Genomic DNA, 20,119 nt, shown 5'->3' on the forward strand with positions numbered 1-20,119 from the left:
AATTACAATCTCCTGCTTTTCTTCTTTTTCTTCATCCGATTAGCAAACTGTTCTTCCTCGTAATCCTCTCCCTGTGCATCGGATAACAGGCTGAACAATCCTATATAGGTATTAGGTGAATGCTCCTGTGAAAGAAACTCAAAAAGGTCTTTTGTCGGTAGGTTGTCTATATCATTTGCTTTAGAAATAGGGTTATCTTGTATCTTCAATTCGGGTTTATTACCGTTTTTCCACCAATCGTTGAATACGTTTGCCGACAAGTTTCTGTCTAATTGTGAGCCGTTCCAAACGGTACGGCTTTCGTGGTCGATGAAAGTTATACCATAAATCCGTCCGCTGTCGTTCCTGCGGACAATGGTATTGATACCTTGTTCTACAAGTTGCTTTTTAAAATCCGTTTCGCTGTTTGTAGTATGTATAGCCAATTCGATGGTATTCTTTAATACTGACCTCGCAGGGTTGGTTTTCATTTTCTCTTTGGAGTGCTCAAAATGTTTTTGAAGTTCTGCAACGCCTGCATCTTTTCCAAATAGTGATGCCTTGAACGGATTGCTTACCTTGTTTCCGTTTTCATCCAATGCCACATACACCAATCCGTTTACTGACTGACCGTTCCGTTCGCCTTTGACTTCTTCTGCTGTGATATTGAAAAGTGATAGTAAAGCATTGTAACTACCCATCGTAGAAAAGCTGTAATACTTGGGCAGATGACGTACCACCGAAGCAATTTGACTTTTTATGTCTCCATATTTATAATTTACAGGCTTAAAAACTTTGTTGACTTGTTTCTTCTCCTGCTCGGTGGCTTTGTTCAGGTTATATTTAGTTTCCAAATCCTGACAGATAGCCATTGAGCGTGGGTGGTCGTAATCATCAGGGATTTTCTTGCCGTCAATTCCCACGCAGGTCGAAACGATATGGATATGCGTGCGGTCTATGTCTGTATGTTTGAACACGATATACGGCTGATTGCCGTAGCCCATACGTTCCATATATTCTTGAGCCATATCTGTAAATTGTTCATCGCTGACTTTATCTGAAGGATCTGGATTCAGTGATATGTGCCTTACTGTTTTTTCTGTTTTGATATTTGCTGATAAATATGGTTCAAAACACTTATTAAAATAGGCTACAGAATACCTGCCGTCCACCGTATCGGGTATCTTGTTCAGTAATAAAACCGCTCCGTTTTCCTTATCTACTTTTTGTTGATTGTACAAAATTGCACCGTACATATTGCTTCCTTTTCCAATTTTTGCAATCATATTTTTAATCTTTTTTCAGATACTTCTCTTCAAATTCCTGTGTTAAACGGATGACCTCTTTCGTGACTTTTTCCAATTCTATGGTTTCTTTTTCCAATTTAAATAGGTACGTTCCTGCTTTTTTCTCTGAAAAATTTCGGTATAATATTTTCACAATCTGATTATAATTTGTTCCTATTGCTCTAAATTGACTAAAAAATCGAGTCAACTTTTCGTGATATTCTATTGCATCCATATCAATTTTAACGGTCTTAACCGTCTTCTGAAAGATGCAGGCTGTAATAAAATGAGCAATTACTTTCATTTCTGATTGGTCAAAAAGGGCAAGAAATTTAGCATTGTCTTCTGCATTTAGGTTGATGGAATACCGATTGACGGCAGGGTCAATCTTTGGTTTTCTTCCTGTTTTTCTAATCTGTTTTCTGTTTTTCTCTTCCATAATAATCCATTTTTAACTTTTAATAAACGTGCGACTTCGGAGCCGTTTCCAGCCCACCTGCAAGGGCAAGTGCTTTTTAGGTGCCGAAATTTATTTCGAGTACCTCAAAAGATAACTTGCTCTGAACAAGGGTTCAGAAAAATCCGTTTTGCAAACGGATTGTAGTTAGTAGGAAAAACCCATCGCTTCCATTACAAATTTCGGTAAGAGTATTTGAATAACAGCTATTTAAAGCCATGACAATGAACTCCAAATAGTGCCTCTGACTGCCACCTGAATTGAGATTGAGGTCGCTTTTATTTCCTTTGTGTATAGCTGGCTGGCTGACTAGTTATGCTTTTAAAGAAGTAACTAAACAGCATCAATTTAGATGGCAAATCAGCGTGCGTGATTGCAGGCAATCCATTAGCTTTTTTAGTTAATTGGAAATATATAGGTGCATAGGTGCAATGATATATACAACTGACTGTTCAGCTAACCAAACAGCTAATTTGAGATAACATTAAAAACGATAGATATGACACACGAAGAAAACAAAAATCACCAACCTGAAACAGCGGATTTTTCTATTGAAAATTTCTTGACTGATGAAAAGAAGCAACCTTCTACGGAACAACAAGCAGTAACACATCGGGAAGACTCTGCTAAACCCCAAGTAGACGAAGAAGCTATTATGCAGGTAATGGCAGGAGAAAAACCTGCTGAAATTGAAGTGGAGCGTACAAGACTGTCAGCGAACAATACTAAAAAAAGTACTTCCAAACCAAAGAAGCTGACCAAAGAGGACTACTGCGGACAGTTCTTTAAAATCCCTACGACAACAGCAAGCAGGGGCAAATCGGTCTATGTACGGCAAGAACACCACGAAATGTTCAACAGACTTACAAACATTATGGGCATCGACAAGCTTACGATTTACGCCTATTTGGATAACATTATCGAATACCACTTTCAGGAGTTCGGGGAGTTGATTAAGGAAATCTATAACGAGAAACATAAGCCGTTGTTCTGATTATGGTGTGTTGTCAGGTGCGATGCGTTGCTCTCTCTCAAAAAATATTTTCCAAAAGAAAAAAACAGAAAAAAAAGAAAGCCATTTTAACAAGGCGGACAAGCGGTAAAACCAAAAGGAAACGGAATAAGTCCCGAAGGGGGCAGGGCAACAGAACAAACTCGGCGAAGCCACCTTTTTGCCCTGTCATTATGCCGTAAGCTTTTGGGTGGGTGGTGCGGTGGCTGTCCGCCTTACCTTTGCTACCTTTTTATTCTTTTTTGGCAATATTTTCAAATACTTCTATCATTGTATTTAGCAACTACAAGCCAAATACCGCCATCGGATGCAACATTAAAATGACCTATGTGAATAGCTTTTATTTTAGAGGTTTAAATGATGTAGATATGGAAATAACAGTTTTAGACATTCAGATTTTAAAAGCACTGCATAGGGAAGTTAAGGAAGTTTCCAATTTGATAGCGGAAATGACTGCACCCTACAAAGCACTGCAACAGGCAACTAAATGGCTCGACCAACAGGAAGCCTGTCAGCTACTGAACATTAGCAAAAGAACTTTGCAGACGTACAGGGCAAAGGGCATTCTTGGGGCAACGCAAATCAATCGGAAAACTTATTTCAGATTATCCGAAGTGGAGTTACTTATGCAGGGAGAGCGACCATTAAAAAAGCAAAAGAAATGAACCCTGAAAGACTCCATTTGACCATTAAAAAACAAATAAAAAGAACAGATGAAACAGATTGGAAATTCAAACGAAGATATGCTTGCCTTGCTCGAAGCTGTGGTAGGCATCAAAAATGAACTGTTGTATATCAAAGAATATTTCCACCCATTACTAAAAGGGGAAATCTACCTGTCAGGCGAACAGGTTTGCGAGATGCTACACATCAGCAAACGGACATTGCAACAGTACCGAGATGACGGACTTATACCTTTTATTAAGCTCGAACGCAAAATTATTTTTCGTGAAAGCGATATTATCAAGGTATTGGAAGATAACTATCAGCGTTAGCCGATTGTTTGAAACTGTAACCGTATCGGTCAATTAAAGAAACAGCCCACCGCTTAAAAACGGTGGGTTGTGTTGTTTATGGAATAAATATCAATTATTTTTCGATTTTGTAGATTACAGCTTCCTTTCCGTCAAATTCTATATCTTTTTCGTACTTAAGACCAATTTTTTCAAGGACTTTTATAGAGCCAATGTTTTCTTTCATTGCTCGCCCAATTATACATTTCAATTTTAGATTTTCAAAGCCATACCGCACACAAGCAACTGCACTTTCTGTTGCATAACCCTTGTTCCATTCTTCTTCAAAGAAACGAAATCCAATATCAGTTTCGTTTTCCATTTCGCCAAATTTCAATCCACACCAACCAATAAATTCATTAGTTGTCTTCTCTATTACCGCCCACCTGCCATAACCATTCAGCCTATAGTCCTGATAATTTTCAAGAAATTCTCTTGCTTTTTCCACATTTTCAAAAGCTGAATTTCCCGTATATTTTATTACATTGGGATTTGAGTTTAAATCATAAAAGCTTTTTGCATCAATTGGATTTAACTCTCTTAATATCAAACGATTTGTTTCTAAAATTTGTTTCATATATAACGGCTTGACAAGATTAATCTATCTAAACAGCCAAATTACAAAAAAGCCAACGTAAATAACATTGGCTTTCGATAATTACTTTATTGGCTTCAGAGCTGTGCCACAAAAGACCGCTCCAATCCCTTAAATTTATGCGATACCTTTTGCATATCCTTTCCTACTTTCTCGTTGAGTATCTTAGCATAAATCTGAGTAGTGGCAATGTTTTTATGCCCTAACATCTTGCTCAAACTCTCCAACGGAACACCCTCGCTTAAAAATAGCGTAGCAAACGTATGACGTGCCAAATGAAAGGTTACTTTCTTTTCTACAAGGCAGTCAATCAGTTTAGATATTCTCTTTAAGCTGTCATTACAAACCGTATTTGATGGTACAGGAAATACCTTTCCGTTCTTTGACAATCCTGCATATTTTTCAATAATCATTTTCGGAATATCCAAGAGCATCACGTTTGACGATGTAGCCGTTTTCTTTCTGCGTACAATAATCCACTGGTTACCATCAAAGAAATCCTGAATATTACTGTTTTTAAGTCCTTTCATATCCGAATAGGAAAGTCCCGTAAAACAACTGAAAACAAACAGGTCTTTAACTAATTCGTCTTTCTTTTTCTCGCAGTTGAACGTTACGAGCTGTTCCAGTTCGTTCCGCAACAGATAACCTCTGTCTTTGTCCTTTCTGGTATTCTTGTATTCGCTGAATGGATTAAAAGCAAGATGTTTTCTGCTCATTGCCAATCGGCAAAGCGTAGTAAATCCAATCATATACAGCCAAATGGTGTTGTGTGTTAAACTTTGGTCGTCACGCAGGTAGTAATCAAAGTCCTGCACAAAATCAGGTGTAAGGTCGTTAAAGGACAGATCGGAATAACCATATTTTGTAAGTGCAAAATTTCGAAGATGTTTCAAAAGTATTTTGTATTTACTGCGTGTGCCATTTACCCGAAGTCCGCTATTAACCTTTTTCTCGTAGTCGGACAGGAACTGTTCATAGAATTTGAAAAAGGTTAGTTCTCCGCTTTCCATTCCAAGAAAGGCATTTTTAAGTTTAGCACTGTTTACAGCCCCCTCGTTTTTCAGGATTTTGGAATAACATTCCTCGATACCCGAACGAATTTTGTCAAGTTTGCTGTTTGTGCCCTGGGCTTCTCGGCTTTTACCTAAAACCCTGCCGTACTTCAAATCCCAATTTGTTGCGGAAATATCCAGCTTTGTACTGAATGCAGACTGTTTGCCGTTTACGGTAATTCTGCACATAACCGTAACTTTTCCGTTTTTCTTTGGAGCGTTCTTTTTAAGGTAAAACAATACCTTAAACGTTGATTTTTTTGTCGTTTCCATACTCACAATTCTTAATGATAAAATTAAACTTATGTGAGCTACGGAACAATATGAAAAACTATGCAGAAAGCTGAAATACAGTATTTTAAAACGATTGTTTCTAATATTTAAAAGTAACGTTTTAGTAACCTTACTTTTGCCAAACCTCGCTTTTTACTGCTTTTTACCTCATTACCAAAAATCATAAAACGGCTGTAAAGTCTTTATTTACAACCGTTTTGCCTGTTATTAATCTTTGATGTATTTTTACTGAAACTTTATTTTAAAAAAGTACAATCCTTATAGGATTACTTCATCGTTATCTTCGCATTTGTCAATATCTTGCGCAGCGCATTTTGTTGTTCTTTTGTTTTTAAGTTGAAGATTTCTCTCACTTTGCCACTGTTTAAACGCACCTCTGCTTTGGTTGCCAATCCTCTTGGCATTTTGACCACCTTGATGTTCACTCTGTCTATTTGTTCTATCGCTGTTTTCTTGATGAAGTTCTTGTACACTAAAAACAAAAAAACAGCAGCGATAATGCAAAAAACATAATCCATCTCTTTCGGAGCGTTCCAATCCGCCATAAACAAGCGAATCAAAGACATTCCCAAAATAACAGATGACATCAATCGAGAAGAAGTTAATCTCCCTTTGTAATTATCCTGAATCAACAGTTGTTTTGTTTCATTGTTAAATGATACCATAGCGATCGTTTTTTGATTTTTTTCAATCCTGCAAAGTTACGTATTTAAGTCTGAAATAGTGCTTTTTTTAACCTTTTGACAAAAGATTCTTTACCCTAATTTCATCACTATTCGCCTCATGTCCATCTAGATTTCTTTGGCAAAAAAAGTAGTAAATACATCTTCTTGTGCCACTTCATTGGAGTTCAACAATTGTTTCAACAAGGGAGCATGTCCTTGATATAATTCGGCATGCTCAAAAATGATCTGCCTATTTTTCATGATGTAACCATCGTAAAAGCACATTTGCCAATGCCCTATTTTATTGAGAACACCTATTTTTAAATAGGGATGTTTATGACTAAATGCAGCGATCTTGTCCTCCAAAAAAAGTACAGAAACATCAAAATTCGTCCAGCAAATCTCCTCCATATCAATAGAAACAAGAAGTAATGTCTCCTTTTGATGGGCTACAAATTTTATCGTACCAAAGGGAAACAAAGTGCGCAACTCCGAGGTGAACGCTTGCTGATTTTCAGCGTGTAACACCAGTATGATATAAAGACTTTCCATAGACTAACTTCTTTTTATTTAAAGTTAATCCCTATTTTTTTTGCATCCTTGCTTTTTATTTTACTAAAAGATAGCGAAAATGTTATTAATTTATTACCCCATGCTTCGGATCACCTTGGTCAACCGTCAACCGTCAACGCTAAAACTACTACAACGATGAAGTAATGGTGAATCATCCGATTCCTATACAAGTTGTATATCCTTATTTCAGTACGGGATAAAAAGTCTAGTGCTATACAAGACAAAAGAGGGTGACCTTTTGGGACACCCTCTCTTTGATATTTCAGCATGTGCTTTATGCCATGTGTTTATCGAACTAATTTTTTGTATTTCAAACGCGTTGGTGCAACATCACCTAAGCGTTTTTTGCGATTTTCTTCATACTCAGAGAAAGACCCTTCGAAGAAGTACACTTGAGAATCTCCTTCAAACGCAAGGATATGCGTACAAATACGATCTAAGAACCAACGGTCGTGGGAAATTACTACAGCACATCCTGCAAAGTTATCCAACCCTTCTTCTAAGGCACGTAGCGTGTTTACGTCTAAGTCGTTCGTAGGCTCATCCAGTAGTAAAACGTTCCCCTCTTCTTTTAAAGTCATGGCTAAGTGTAAGCGGTTGCGCTCTCCACCTGATAGTGTAGCAACCTTTTTGTTTTGATCTGATCCACCAAAATTGAAGCGACTTAAATACGCTCTAGAATTCACTTGACGTCCTCCCATCATAATCAATTCTTGACCATCACAGAAGTTTTCCCAAATAGATTTCTCCGGATCAATATTGGAATGCGACTGATCGACATAGGCAATTTTTACCGTATCTCCAATAGTAAATGTTCCTGCATCTGGCGTTTGTTCTCCCATGATCATGCGGAAAATTGTCGATTTACCCGCACCATTTGGCCCGATAATCCCCACAATCCCCGCTTGAGGTAAGGTAAAGTTTAAGTTGTCGTATAACAACTTATCTCCAAAGGCTTTCGCCACCCCTTTAGCTTCGATTACATTCGTTCCTAAACGAGGTCCATTTGGAATGTATATCTCTAACTTTTCCTCTAGTTGTTTTTGATCTTCATTCAACAACTTATCGTAGTTCTGTAACCTTGCTTTTTGTTTGGTTTGTCTTCCTTTTGCTCCTTGGCGAACCCAATCCAACTCGCGCTCCAAGGTCTTACGACGTTTAGAGGCTGTTTTCTCCTCTTGTTCTAAGCGTTTTGCTTTTTGATCCAACCAAGAAGAATAGTTTCCTTTCCACGGAATTCCCTCTCCTCTATCTAATTCTAAGATCCACCCTGCTACGTTATCCAAGAAGTAACGGTCGTGGGTTACTGCAATTACCGTTCCCGCATATTGTTGTAAGTGCTGCTCCAACCAATGCACAGACTCTGCATCTAAGTGGTTGGTCGGCTCGTCCAATAGTAATACGTCTGGATTTTGCAACAATAAACGACACAACGCCACACGACGACGCTCTCCTCCTGATAACACTTTAATTGGCGTATCAGGATCTGGTGTGCGCAACGCATCCATTGCAATTTCTAGTTTTGTATCCAACTCCCATCCGCCTACCGCATCAATCTTATCTTGTAATTCAGCCTGTCTGTCCATGAGCTTTTGCATCTTATCCGCATCCTCATACACCTCTGGCAAACCGAACATATCGTTAATCTGATTAAATTCATCGAGAATAGCCACAACTTCAGCTGCACCTTCTCTTACAATTTCGATTACCGTTTTCTCTTCATCTAACTCTGGCTCTTGCTCTAAATACCCCACAGTATACCCTGGTGCAAATACAACATCTCCTTGGTAGTTCTTATCCACTCCAGCAATAATCTTCAATAGCGAAGATTTACCTGAACCGTTAAGACCCAAAATACCAATTTTAGCCCCATAAAAGAAGCTCAAATAAATGTCTTTTAAAACTGTTTTGTTTGTTGATGAGTACGTTTTACTCACCTTCGACATGGAAAAAATTACCTTTTTATCGTCTGACATAAAGTAAAAAATTGATTGAATAATGATGTGATGCCACCGTTGTTACTCACCCTGAGTAACCCTAGAACCATCGAATACCCCAAAAATACACATTATTACGGAGATAAGAAATATTTTTCATCCTCCCCCTATCTCCTTATTTGCTTTTCCCTGCTATTATCTAAAAGGCTCACGTAGCTCCCTTCTTCTTATTCTTAATTTCCTCTTCCCTTGCATTCTCATTTAGCGATTTATTCTCCTTATAAAAGAAAACAAAAGTTATAATTCTCTTCCTGTTCTAAACAATACACAACACAAAAGATTAATTATCAATAAAATACAACCTTATTATATTTTTATTAATATTTAATCTAAATAAAAATAGATTGCTATATATTTGCGATATCATTAAATAATCAATTATGTTTACGAAAAAAATTATCCATTTTGCAGTAATTTTACTGCTAAGCACTTTTGTTTTTAGCTGTAGTAGTGATGACTCCTCCACTAAAGAAGAACTTACTCTAATACTAAAAGCCGATGCAGATCGCGTATTACTTGGCGAAGAAGTATCTTTTGAAATTACTGACAACAAGGGAAAACCAGTTAGCAACGCCACCCTCTTAGTCGACGATCAGAAAATTGTTGGCAATACGTTTAAAGCAGCGGCAGTTGGCAGCTATAAGGTTGTAGCTACGAAGGCAAATTACCTCAACAGTCAAGCCTTAACCATAACGGTGGCAACAGAAACCCTAACCATTAAAGCAAATAAAGAAAAGGCAAAAGTCAACGAAAAAATTACTTTTTCTGCAACAAATAGCGAGCAAAAAGACCTTACAGCCCGTGCAATTTTTTACGTAAACAATACACCTATAGAAGGAAATATCTATACTGTTCAAGCTTCAGACGAAGAATACCTCACCTTTTACGCAGTTAAAGATAACGTTAAATCAAACCAAATTTCTGTTCAAATCGAAAAAGAGGAAGAACAAGTTCAGCCGAAACTCGATCAAATCATCCGCGGAAAATGGAAGTTAACCAATGCTACTTCACACGATATTGTTTACAACTTCTACGAGGGTAATACCTTCGACTTTGTTTATTTTGGAATGTTAATGCAAGGGGATTACCGCATAGTAGGGGATAAAATTCACCTAGACGTTATTTCATCTGGTCTCAAAATGACTGATTATTCTATTATCACAATTAAAGAATACCTATCTTTAAATGAATTGGATGTTGTCTTAACTGTATCAGGTATTCACGAACAAGGGCAACACGGGCGTTTAATTCGCCAAAAAGAAGATGTCTCTTTAAATCTCCAACAGCTCATCGGAACGTGGCAAGCAGAACAAAATGGACTACCAATCTTCACCATTACTTTTAACGAAAATGGCACTTGTGCAATTACAAAGGCAGAGAACACCGCGAATATTCCTAATATCGAATCTATTCAATACTTAACTAAATACGAGAAGTACTCAAATAACACCTTGATATTAGAAAATAGAAACAGAGCATATACTTATTACTTAACCATTGAAGAATTCACATCTTCTACAGCGTTAGGTGCAACTTTATTTGAATATGTAATGTACCCTCAAAAATCGAATGCACTAATTTTAAACAAAATATAAGTGATTCTACTATATTTTAAGAAAGAAGCTACATCCGTTAGCTTCTTTTTTTTGATATATGTGGTTGTACTCGCATACTGTCTCCCGACACTAAGGTCTTCAAAATAACATCGCGTTATCGCTAACTAGCATACTCCAAGACAAGAGACAAACAGATATTCGTTGAAAAAGACAAAATAGTTGATAAGAACAAAAGTCAGATCACCCCTATTGCAATCCAAGACAGTCCACTGCTGCACAAAGCATCTAGGCTATTGTTCCATACAGCTCCCATAGAAGGTTCAAAAGCACAATAACACTTAAAAAGAGTTAAATCAGCACCTATTCAGCAAACGAAAACCTTAGATATGTTAAAGTTTTTAAAAATATCAATCAATTAATCAAAAACACCCAAAATAATCAAATATTTTTTACTATATTTAAAGTAAGAAAAAACACATGAATTGTATGGAAATATTTTTGAAAACGATCCGTTTTAAAGACCTACAAGAGCAGGATGTGGAAACAAACCAATCTGTAGGCGAAAATTTAAATTACCCACTGAGCGAAGCTGAAATACCAGCTGGACTGTACGTAGAGCTAGAGGAGGAAGAAAAAAATTATTATGATGAGTACGAAGAACACTTGGGAATTTAAGTATGTAGGATCTTGTAACTGATTATCCGTTTTTTGAATAAAAACAATAATCAATTACAAGATTTTTTTTTTACCTTATTTTGTCTTACGTTAAGAATATTGGATCTGAGTATAGATTAAAACAACGTATAACCCTTACATTTTTTTATCTAAACCCAGACCTTAATCGGAGTAAGGATCAGTTAGACGCGCCCTTTTAGCGCGTTAAATACCCAGGCAATAGCCAAGAAGCCCACTCCTACAGCGGCAAATCCCCAACCAGCAATCTCGTAGTATTTTAACGTTCCCAAGGCAATGAGTACGATTCCCATCAGAATCATAATCAAGGTTGCATATCCCAATATTTTATTTTTATTCAAATTATTTGCCATTTCTTTTTAATTAAAGATTTTCATCAACATTTCCTTTAACAAGTCTCCCTGTGGTAGTTGAGTCGCTCCGACTCCTTTTCCTTTTAAATCCACCTCTTTCAAATGCGCAATAATTTGACTCACGCGTTTCATAGGATAGGTTTTAAACCCCAATTCATAATCTTTTATTGCATATTGAACAACTTTTAAGCTCTTCATCACATTTTGCGGCGATTTGTCTTGCAACCCGTGATACAACAGCAATTTAGAAAAATACGCATACACAATACCTATGGTTACCACAAAAGGGTTGTTTTTAGGGTTTTGTGCAAAGTGGTTTGCAATTTTATACGCTTGTAACTGATTGCGATCGACAATCGCTTTCATTAACTCGAAGTTATTGTAATCTTTGCTTATACCAATATTCTTTTCAATAATCTCAGCTGTAATAGGCTGACCTTTGGGTACAATAAGAGTCAATTTATCTAATTCCTTCACTATTTTAGAGAGGTCATTTCCCAAAAACTCAATTAACATGGCTGCCGATTTAGGATCAATACCATACCCTCTCTTGCTCACCGTTTGTTGCAACCACCCTTCTAATTTATAATCTTTTAGTCGGTTGCTCTCAAAGAGAACCGCGTGTTTTTGGAGGCTCTTATACAACTTTTTACGTTTGTCTATCGTCTTGTATTTATAACAAAACACCAGTACGGTAGATGGCTGTGGTTGGTTGACATAATCGTCTAGTTGCTCGATAGTCTTGGCCAAATCCTGAGCTTCTTTGACAATAATCACTTGTTTTTCAGCCATCAATGGAAAGCGCTTAGCATTGGAAACAATATCTTGAATGCTCACATCTCTACCGTATAATATCATCTGATTGAACCCCTTTTCCTCTTCAGTCAATACATTACTTTCTATATAATCCGCAACATTATCAATATAATAAGGCTCATCCCCCATCAAAAAATAAACAGGAGCTATGGTCTTATTCTTAATATTTCTTACGATTTCTTTGAGTTGTTCCAAAATATAATTTACTTAAAATTGTAGTATCCGCTTAAACAAATATCTTTGTATTATGCAAAGATTAAACTTTCCATCTTTTGATTTCCGATTCAAAAATAGTGAAAATAAGATATCTATTTTTGATGTGATCCGTAAAAAATTTATTCTTCTAACTCCTGAAGAATGGGTTCGACAACATGTTGTCCACGATTTGATGGTGGTTAAAGGATATCCTATCTCACTAATTAGCGTTGAAAAAATCGTAAAAATCAATGGCATGAACAAGCGATATGACGTTGTTGTGTTTAGACCCAATGGCGAAATTGAAGTTTTGGTGGAGTGCAAAGCTCCTTCCGTTGCTATTACACAACAAACCTTTGATCAAATTGCGCGCTATAATTTTCAGCTGCGCGCCACACATCTTTACGTGACTAACGGCTTGCAACACTATTTTTGTCAAATGGATTATGAGAAAGAAAGTTATTTCTTTTTGCGTGCACTACCCAACTACTCTTCTTTAAAAACCGAATAACCCCATGGGAAAACAATTTGCTTTAGTTGTCTTAAACTGGAATGGAAAGAAATTATTGGAGACTTTTTTACCAACGTTGGTAGCTTATTCTCCGCAAGCTAATGTATACGTTGTGGACAACAACTCTACAGATGGGAGTCAGGAGCTGATACAACGCGATTATCCCAGTGTACGACTCATACAAAATAAAGGAAACTACGGCTATGCCAAAGGGTATAATGAAGGGGTAGCAGCATTGACAGAGCCGATTCTAATTTTAATCAATTCTGACATTGAAGTAACGGAAAATTGGTTGGTTCCCATTGCCGAATTATACGAAGAGGATCCCGAATTAGCAATAGTACAACCCAAGATACTCGATTACAAGAACAAAGCTTATTTTGAATATGCGGGGGCTGGTGGCGGTTATATTGATCGCTACGGTTTTCCTTATTGCAGAGGACGCATCTTTTCTACCATTGAAAAAGACGAAGGACAATACGATGATATTGCCTCAATTTTTTGGGCAAGTGGCGCTTGTTTTTTTATTAAAAACGACGTTTTTAAAATACTAAATGGTTTTGATGAAGACTTTTTCGCTCACCAAGAAGAAATAGACCTGTGTTGGCGTGCCCAAAATAGAGGCTACCGCATCAAATATTGCGGTTTTTCAACCGTCTATCACGTGGGAGGGGCTACCTTAAACTACGCCAATCCCCAGAAGACTTATCTAAACTTCAGAAACTCGTTGATGATGCTTTACAAAAACCTCCCTGCTCATCATAAGTTTAGCACCATTTTTATTCGTTTATGCCTAGATGGCCTTGCGGGTATTTACCACTTATTCTTGTTGCAACCAAAGCACTGTTGGGCAATTATTCGTTCCCATTTTGCCTTCTACAAACGCCTCTCAAAAATGAAAAACAAAATTGAATTTACAAACATTAACAATTATTTCACTGAAAAATCCATAATTTTTACGTACTTTGTCTGTAGAAAAAAGAATTTCATTACAATTCACAATAAACAATAAATAATTTATACTCAAGTATACTAGAATTTCAATGCTTTTGGTATATTTGACTCAAAATTCAATCATTTTTTTATATGAAAAAAGTAGTTTTAGGTTTATCTGTTTTAGCTCTGACACTTACGTCATGTGGTACAAAACAAAAAATTGCTGACTTAGAAGCAAAAAACAAAGAAGTACAAGACTTGTTAAATACTTGTACTATTCAATTGAACTCTGCACTTGCTGAAAAGAAAGTTCTTTCAGAACAAGTACATGACTTAAAGAAAAATACCTCTGACTTAATTAGCAACGTAGGTAACTTAACTATGCTATCTTCAAAAGGTGCTGACAACTTAGAGAAATCTTTAGAAAGTTTAAAAGAAAAAGATTTAAAAATTACCAGATTACAAGATGCCCTTACTAAGAAAGATTCTGTAACCTTAGCCTTAGTTAAGAGTGTGAAAAAAGAAGTTGGGTTTGACGATCCAGATATTGAAGTAAACGTTGAAAAAGGAGTTGTGTATATCTCCATTGCCGACAAATTATTATTCAAAACTGCTAGCTACCAAGTAAATGATAAAGCAAAAGCTGTATTGGCAAAAGTAGCTAAGATTGCAAAAAGCAAACCTGATTTTGAATTAATGGTTGAAGGACACACAGATAACGTGCCAATCAAAAACACAATGTTTGAAGATAACTGGGACTTAAGTGTGAAAAGAGCAACTTCTATTGTACGTGTGTTACAAAAAGATTTAGGTTTAGATCCTAAACAATTAGTAGCTTCAGGACGTGGAGAATATGTGCCTCTAGTTGACAATGATACAGCTGAAAACAAAGCTAGAAACAGAAGAACTAGAATCATCTTAATGCCGAAAATTGATCAGTTCTACGATATGATCGAAAAGGAAATGAAAGAAATGAAAAAATAATCATTTAGATACAAGAAAAGCCGTTTGATTTGTCAAACGGCTTTTTTTATACCTATCTTCTTTTATTCGCAAAATAGACTTCTTTTTTTTTGCTTAATTCACAAAAAACTAGTAATTTTTATTGTTCTATTACAGATCAATATTAACCCTTTTCTCTTACCAAACCTATGAACGAAATTCCAACAAACTTCAACAATTTTGATATCATCGGCGATATTCACGGGCACAGCAATGACTTAAAAAAACTATTAGGCGCGCTAGGCTACAAATTAAAAGGTAATTACTATCATCATCCCGAGCGAAAAGTGCTTTTTTTAGGCGATTACATTGATCGAGGTGTCAATGTAGTTGAAGTTTTAGAAATAGTTAAAAATATGGTCGACAATGGTCAAGCCATCGCTTTAATGGGCAACCACGAATACAATGCTATTTGTTACAACACCCTAACGGAAGATGGAACTTATTTGCGCGAACACAGCAAAAAAAACTTCAATCAACACGCCATCACCATGGCGGCTTTTATGCAAAAACCCAACTTGTATAAAATGTATGTAGAATGGTTTAAAACACTGCCTCTTTTTTATGAAAATGACACCTTTCGCGCTATACACGCGTGTTGGGATCAAGATAGTGTAACCTACCTAAAAACGCGTTTCCCCAATCATTGCCTAAACAGTGCAGTACTTGAAGAAGCTAGTACAACAGGAACAGCATTATACGAGGCATTAGAAATTATCTTAAAGGGCAAGGAGCTCGATCTTCCCAACAACCAATCCTTTATTGACAAGGACGGAATCATACGTCATTCCTTTCGCGTAAAATGGTGGGAAAAACCACAGCTACCTCCTACCCTACATAGCATTAGCGCTTCTGTAATCAAGCATCAAGCAAATGATGCTATAGATATTCAGCACTTAAATTTTTACCCTCCAACGGATAAACCCGTCTTCTTTGGCCATTATTGGATGAAAGTCCAAACAGGCGGTCAACCGCAAATATTAACACCCAACACCTGCTGTCTCGATTACAGTGTAGCCAAAAATGGTCATCTGGTTTGCTATCGTTACAGCGGAGAGCAACAACTCGATTCCGCTTCAATCAACTATATCAAAGAGTACAATTAATATATAGAAGGATCCAACAAATCAATCAAGTCATATTGCAAGATTTTTGGATCTTTTTTTAATGAAAATCGCTTCGTCACAAAAAAGACTAGGCTTGTATTCAACAGTTGAGAGGAATAATCTTCGACTTTGTTGAAATACAAACCGCTCAGGGACGATTTCATTCCGCCCCCCCATTCATCACCTTGATAGCTCAGATTGATGTCACTCCTTATCTGTCCATTGACGTAAAACGCTGTGTGTTTATTGCTTAAATTCTCATCAAAAATACCGTTGAGCCCAACATTCACTGATAAGGAAGCTAAGAATTTCTTGCGTATCACCAAATTGTAGCCATACCCTATAGTTGGTCCAAAAATATAACGTCTACTGTCGTGCTCACGCACGCCTTCTGCTAGTTCTGGCGTATTTTTAATGATGCTCAAAAAAGCCGACCCTCCAATTAACAGAGCACCCGCAGACTTCCTTTGTCTGCTGTTCTTGTTTTGAGCCGCACCGATGGAAAACCTATCCGAGTTAAAGACGTATGTATATCGACCTCCGTACAAATTGATTCTCAAGTCACTGTAACTTTGATACATATCCATCTCCTCATTAAAATGGTAAAAGCCCTTATACTGTTGAAAATAAAAATCAACCATAAACTTCTTGCCAATTAAGTGGTATTGGAAATCAACTGTTGAGCTCTTCCCTTTCTCTTTATCACTCATTCCCGAAAATCCATGGCTATAGCTCAAGGAGGAGTTCTTCCACGCAAAGGCTACCCCTATTTTTACGGGACGATTGGGCTCAAAAACCAACTCTTCTTTTTCTTGTTCATACTTGAGCGACAAGAAATCTTGATTTAAACTAAGCGTCGCTCCATAAGTATGAGCGTACTTTTCAATGTAGAGTGAATCGACTTGGGCCAATCCACAAGTACAATAAAGCAAACTACTTCCTAAAAAAAATCGAACTTTGTTTCTCACTTCTTTGATTTTACACTATGACAATAGCTCTTCAATCTGCTGAATACCATCGCGTTGACAAATAATGCGATAGCGCTTGTATTCGGTATGATCTCCGTATTCAATTTGCGAGATAAAATTGATGTAATATACTTTATCTGCATCAAAACTGATTACTTGTTTGTTCTGTTCATCTAAACTCAAAACCGGTACTTTAGGCGTATCCATGCGTTGCATCAATCGCGTTAAGTTGAAACGAAAAATATCGTGTACTCCTTTAAAGAAATACGTACTATCTTTCAACATTTCTCCACGATCCAACGAAACTTTTTTGCGATATAGCAGTATTTTTTCGTTGTGAATGCGATTTTCTACTTCTAACAGAACCGATCGATTTCTTATGTTTAAAATCTCAGAGGGTACTTTTTCATCGGTAATAAAATCAACGGCTTCTTTGATCCATCCAATTTTTCTTCCTTTAATACTTATAGAGGTTTTGTTGTCAAAATACTTTCCTCCAAGCTTTCCTGCAAAATAGAAACGCATCAGTTCTTTGATCCGATCTTTTAGCATATAGCCCACCACTAAGGCAACAAACAAAGGCATGGTAAAATTGCCGTATTTCTGTTGGAAGGAAAAGGCTACAATCGTAGCAAATACCATGGATATACCTGCAGCAATACTGTAATACACTTGTTGAACAAAAACACCATCCCCATCTTTCTTTTTATTTGATTCCAACAACAGATCGGATTCTACATATTTATTGAGCATGGCATACCGATAAATTACGGCCTGGTTTGTCGCGTGTTCATTTGCTTTGATAAAACTATAGCCCCTGTTTTTCATATAAGCTTGTTCAGATAGAATCAATTCTTTTGTTTGTTGCTGTAATAATTGAAACTGTTCATCAGAGACAAGCATTAACCGATCGAGTAATAAAAAGCTATAACGCAATAAGGTATAGGAAAAGTATTCATCGGCAAAAATAAAGTAGTTCAAATACTCTTTTTCTGCAACTTGTTCATTCGCCATCAGCATTTCTTTCAAGCTTCTAAACTTTGTTCGAATGGCGGTACACGACTCGATATACGACTGAATTAAATGAGTCTGATCCCCAGGCTTTGCGTGTTTGCACTCCGCAACTGCATTGCGCAAGGCAGAGCGAAAAATAGCCATAAACATCTTCAGCTGATATTCGACTTCCCTTACTTGCTGTTCGGTTTCTGCTTCTAGCAATTGATGTGTTGCAGCGCTCAAATTATTAAAAGGAACAGCCCCCTCATTTACAATAGCCGATAGCGTGTAAATGGGTGTTATAAATCTAACCTTGGATTTAACGTCTGAATAGAATTGATCTTTCGAGTAATTCGACTGATTGAGATCTAGCGTATTTGGAACGAAAATCCAAGTATTGATGGTAAAATCACTTTGATGCTCCTCTTTGGCTTTAATAAAACCAACCTTCATTTCTAAAGTAAATGCATCATGTGACCTCACTTTAATATCTAGCATTTTTTATCTTTTTTAAAAAAACTATTTTTTCTCCGTACGAGTGCCATATTTAACAATAGAAGGCATACTAATTGAGCATCTATTTAAAAAAACAGCTCAATACAAATTTAATTATAATATTCACACATTTATGCCTTTATTTTCTAACAAATTCAGACAAAATATTTCCAATCTACGAAGAGAAACATCAAATTGCACGTTCACCCACAACCTTTTAACTTATTTAGAGCATCCGCATATGACCCCCTTGGGATTTTACATTTTCTTGGATAACTTAGCAATTGACGATCTCACGAGCATCAAAAAAATTTCCTTGTCAATTCTATGTGAATTGGGCTTGGCGGCTTTACAACACCAGGTCTCCTTTCAACACAACTTAGAAGACTTGGAAAAACTAGGTATATTACTCCAAATACAAACGACAACGTACAAACAATTTCTCAAGCAAACGCGTTTTATAGGACAAAGTCCTGAAGATAGGGCGCACATCAGACAGGAAATTGAACGCATTTTAAAACAAATCAATTGCGTATAGGGCGTATCACAGCAATCTGCGGGACAATGTACAGTTCTTTTCGTCTAATATTTTTAACGCTGGTGTACCTAAAACAAAAATCTTTACTTATCTTTCAACACTGTATGGGGAGCAATAGCTATCCCCTCCCAAAAAAAACCATACTATGAAGGGAATTATACTAGCCGGTGGTTCAGGAACTCGACTACATCCACTTACTTTATCGATTTCAAAACAACTGCTACCTGTCTATGACAAACCGATGATTTACTACCCATTGTCGACACTTATGTTAGCTGGTATTCGCGAGATTTTAATAATTTCCACGCCACGTGATTTGCCGATATTTGAATCACTCCTCGGTACAGGAGAACAACTAGGTATACAACTTTCATACGCAGTACAACCCGCACCAGAGGGCATCGCCCAAGCCTTACTCATTGCTGAAAATTTTATTGGTTCAGACCCTGTTTGTTTAATTCTTGGCGATAACATATTTTATGGCAATGACTTACAAAAGAAAATACAACAAGCGATACATCTCGTAGAACAAGATCAAAAAGCCGTAGTTTTTGGTTATACTGTAAAAGATCCGGAACGCTATGGCGTAGTTGAATTTGACGATTCCCATCAAGTGCTTTCAATAGAAGAAAAACCAGTAAAACCCAAATCTAACTTTGCGGTCGTAGGTTTGTATTTTTATCCCAACACCGCCGTTGCATATACTAAAACCTTAACTCCCTCTCAAAGAGGTGAGTTGGAAATCACAAGCCTAAACAACTTGTATTTAGCGCATAACAACCTAGTTGTTCAGCTTTTGGGTAGAGGATTTGCTTGGCTCGATACCGGTACCCATGAATCACTGGTTGAAGCTACCGAATTTGTAAAAACGGTTGAAAAGAGAACGGGACTTAAAATAGGTTGTTTAGAAGAAATCGCACTTTCTAAGCAATGGGTGTCTGCTGCGACTCTTGAACACAGTATTGCCTCATACAAAGGAGAGTATTACGACTACATTCGAGAGAATCTGCGCATACATCAAAAATAAT

22 protein-coding genes are annotated in these 20,119 nt (G+C 36.9%); 11 read left to right on the forward strand and 11 right to left on the reverse strand.

The genetic code is table 11. The annotated features are described in order from the left end of the window. Nucleotides 1-2: 2 nt before the first annotated feature. Nucleotides 3-1,265: a conjugal transfer protein MobB gene (mobB, locus tag HX062_RS11925; RefSeq protein ID WP_286467573.1), complete on the reverse strand. Its 1,263-nt coding sequence runs from the start codon at nucleotides 1,263-1,265 to the stop codon at nucleotides 3-5. 4 nt (nucleotides 1,266-1,269) lie between these two features. Then, nucleotides 1,270-1,704 (reverse strand): conjugal transfer protein MobA, encoded by a 435-nt coding sequence (gene mobA / locus HX062_RS11930; protein ID WP_286467574.1) that lies wholly within the window; start codon nucleotides 1,702-1,704, stop codon nucleotides 1,270-1,272. 517 nt (nucleotides 1,705-2,221) lie between these two features. Between mobA and HX062_RS11935 the strand changes: the two genes are divergently transcribed. The 3 genes from HX062_RS11935 to HX062_RS11945 all read left to right on the forward strand — a co-directional run bounded on the left by HX062_RS11935 (nucleotide 2,222) and on the right by HX062_RS11945 (nucleotide 3,729). Further along, nucleotides 2,222-2,716, forward strand: coding sequence for a DUF3408 domain-containing protein (locus HX062_RS11935; RefSeq protein ID WP_286467576.1), 495 nt, complete (start codon nucleotides 2,222-2,224; stop codon nucleotides 2,714-2,716). A gap of 386 nt (nucleotides 2,717-3,102) precedes the next feature. Then, entirely contained in the window at nucleotides 3,103-3,399 is a 297-nt protein-coding gene (locus tag HX062_RS11940; protein ID WP_076752779.1) for a helix-turn-helix domain-containing protein, read from the forward strand. A gap of 48 nt (nucleotides 3,400-3,447) precedes the next feature. Then, nucleotides 3,448-3,729 (forward strand): helix-turn-helix domain-containing protein, encoded by a 282-nt coding sequence (locus tag HX062_RS11945; RefSeq protein ID WP_286467577.1) that lies wholly within the window; start codon nucleotides 3,448-3,450, stop codon nucleotides 3,727-3,729. Between the two features lie 94 nt (nucleotides 3,730-3,823). Here the strand turns inward: HX062_RS11945 and HX062_RS11950 are convergent, their stop codons facing one another. The 5 genes from HX062_RS11950 to ettA form a co-directional block, all read right to left on the reverse strand. Then, complete coding sequence (locus tag HX062_RS11950; protein ID WP_286467578.1) at nucleotides 3,824-4,324, reverse strand: GNAT family N-acetyltransferase; 501 nt, start codon at nucleotides 4,322-4,324, stop codon at nucleotides 3,824-3,826. 95 nt (nucleotides 4,325-4,419) lie between these two features. Continuing rightward, nucleotides 4,420-5,670, reverse strand: coding sequence for a site-specific integrase (locus HX062_RS11955; RefSeq protein ID WP_286467580.1), 1,251 nt, complete (start codon nucleotides 5,668-5,670; stop codon nucleotides 4,420-4,422). Between the two features lie 287 nt (nucleotides 5,671-5,957). Then, complete coding sequence (locus HX062_RS11960) at nucleotides 5,958-6,356, reverse strand: hypothetical protein (protein WP_182626919.1); 399 nt, start codon at nucleotides 6,354-6,356, stop codon at nucleotides 5,958-5,960. 126 nt (nucleotides 6,357-6,482) lie between these two features. Continuing rightward, the gene (locus HX062_RS11965) at nucleotides 6,483-6,908 is read right to left on the reverse strand and encodes a hypothetical protein (RefSeq protein WP_286467581.1); all 426 of its coding nucleotides are present in this window, start codon (nucleotides 6,906-6,908) and stop codon (nucleotides 6,483-6,485) included. A 308-nt stretch (nucleotides 6,909-7,216) separates the two neighbouring features. Beyond that, the gene (gene ettA, locus HX062_RS11970) at nucleotides 7,217-8,905 is read right to left on the reverse strand and encodes an energy-dependent translational throttle protein EttA (RefSeq protein ID WP_182626922.1); all 1,689 of its coding nucleotides are present in this window, start codon (nucleotides 8,903-8,905) and stop codon (nucleotides 7,217-7,219) included. Between the two features lie 401 nt (nucleotides 8,906-9,306). Between ettA and HX062_RS11975 the strand changes: the two genes are divergently transcribed. Both HX062_RS11975 and HX062_RS11980 read left to right on the forward strand, forming a co-directional pair. Then, nucleotides 9,307-10,521 carry a hypothetical protein gene (locus tag HX062_RS11975; protein ID WP_286467582.1) on the forward strand — a complete coding sequence of 405 codons (1,215 nt, stop codon included), beginning with the start codon at nucleotides 9,307-9,309 and terminating at the stop codon, nucleotides 10,519-10,521. Between the two features lie 447 nt (nucleotides 10,522-10,968). Beyond that, nucleotides 10,969-11,157, forward strand: a complete 189-nt coding sequence (locus HX062_RS11980; RefSeq protein ID WP_182626926.1) for a hypothetical protein — start codon at nucleotides 10,969-10,971, stop codon at nucleotides 11,155-11,157. A 182-nt stretch (nucleotides 11,158-11,339) separates the two neighbouring features. Here HX062_RS11980 and HX062_RS11985 read toward each other — a convergent pair whose 3' ends face one another. Next, entirely contained in the window at nucleotides 11,340-11,528 is a 189-nt protein-coding gene (locus tag HX062_RS11985) for a CAL67264 family membrane protein (RefSeq protein ID WP_002986661.1), read from the reverse strand. 6 nt (nucleotides 11,529-11,534) lie between these two features. After that, nucleotides 11,535-12,539, reverse strand: a complete 1,005-nt coding sequence (gene holA, locus HX062_RS11990; RefSeq protein WP_182626928.1) for a DNA polymerase III subunit delta — start codon at nucleotides 12,537-12,539, stop codon at nucleotides 11,535-11,537. A gap of 52 nt (nucleotides 12,540-12,591) precedes the next feature. On the opposite strand from holA, the gene HX062_RS11995 reads away from it, so the two are divergent. From HX062_RS11995 to HX062_RS12010, 4 genes are all read left to right on the forward strand, one after another. Then, nucleotides 12,592-13,050 (forward strand): type I restriction enzyme HsdR N-terminal domain-containing protein, encoded by a 459-nt coding sequence (locus HX062_RS11995; protein WP_182626930.1) that lies wholly within the window; start codon nucleotides 12,592-12,594, stop codon nucleotides 13,048-13,050. 4 nt (nucleotides 13,051-13,054) lie between these two features. Further along, nucleotides 13,055-14,062 (forward strand): glycosyltransferase family 2 protein, encoded by a 1,008-nt coding sequence (locus HX062_RS12000; RefSeq protein ID WP_182626932.1) that lies wholly within the window; start codon nucleotides 13,055-13,057, stop codon nucleotides 14,060-14,062. 74 nt (nucleotides 14,063-14,136) lie between these two features. Continuing rightward, a complete protein-coding gene (locus tag HX062_RS12005) occupies nucleotides 14,137-14,970 on the forward strand; it encodes an OmpA/MotB family protein (protein ID WP_182626934.1) in 834 nt (277 codons plus the stop codon). 167 nt (nucleotides 14,971-15,137) lie between these two features. After that, a complete protein-coding gene (locus HX062_RS12010) occupies nucleotides 15,138-16,094 on the forward strand; it encodes a metallophosphoesterase (RefSeq protein WP_182626936.1) in 957 nt (318 codons plus the stop codon). Here the strand turns inward: HX062_RS12010 and HX062_RS12015 are convergent. After that, the gene (locus HX062_RS12015) at nucleotides 16,091-17,062 is read right to left on the reverse strand and encodes a DUF4421 family protein (RefSeq protein WP_182626938.1); all 972 of its coding nucleotides are present in this window, start codon (nucleotides 17,060-17,062) and stop codon (nucleotides 16,091-16,093) included. The two genes, HX062_RS12010 and HX062_RS12015, sit on opposite strands and share 4 nt — an antisense overlap. A gap of 15 nt (nucleotides 17,063-17,077) precedes the next feature. Continuing rightward, entirely contained in the window at nucleotides 17,078-18,556 is a 1,479-nt protein-coding gene (locus HX062_RS12020; RefSeq protein WP_182626940.1) for a hypothetical protein, read from the reverse strand. A 130-nt stretch (nucleotides 18,557-18,686) separates the two neighbouring features. On the opposite strand from HX062_RS12020, the gene HX062_RS12025 reads away from it, so the two are divergent. Next, nucleotides 18,687-19,091 carry a hypothetical protein gene (locus HX062_RS12025; protein ID WP_286467585.1) on the forward strand — a complete coding sequence of 135 codons (405 nt, stop codon included), beginning with the start codon at nucleotides 18,687-18,689 and terminating at the stop codon, nucleotides 19,089-19,091. Between the two features lie 145 nt (nucleotides 19,092-19,236). Beyond that, on the forward strand, nucleotides 19,237-20,118 hold the full coding sequence (gene rfbA, locus HX062_RS12030) for a glucose-1-phosphate thymidylyltransferase RfbA (RefSeq protein WP_182626944.1): 882 nt from the start codon (nucleotides 19,237-19,239) through the stop codon (nucleotides 20,116-20,118). The last annotated feature ends 1 nt before the right edge of the window (nucleotide 20,119 follow it).

The sequence above is a fragment of the Myroides sp. DF42-4-2 genome (genome assembly GCF_030326445.1).
GTDB lineage: Bacteria > Bacteroidota > Bacteroidia > Flavobacteriales > Flavobacteriaceae > Flavobacterium.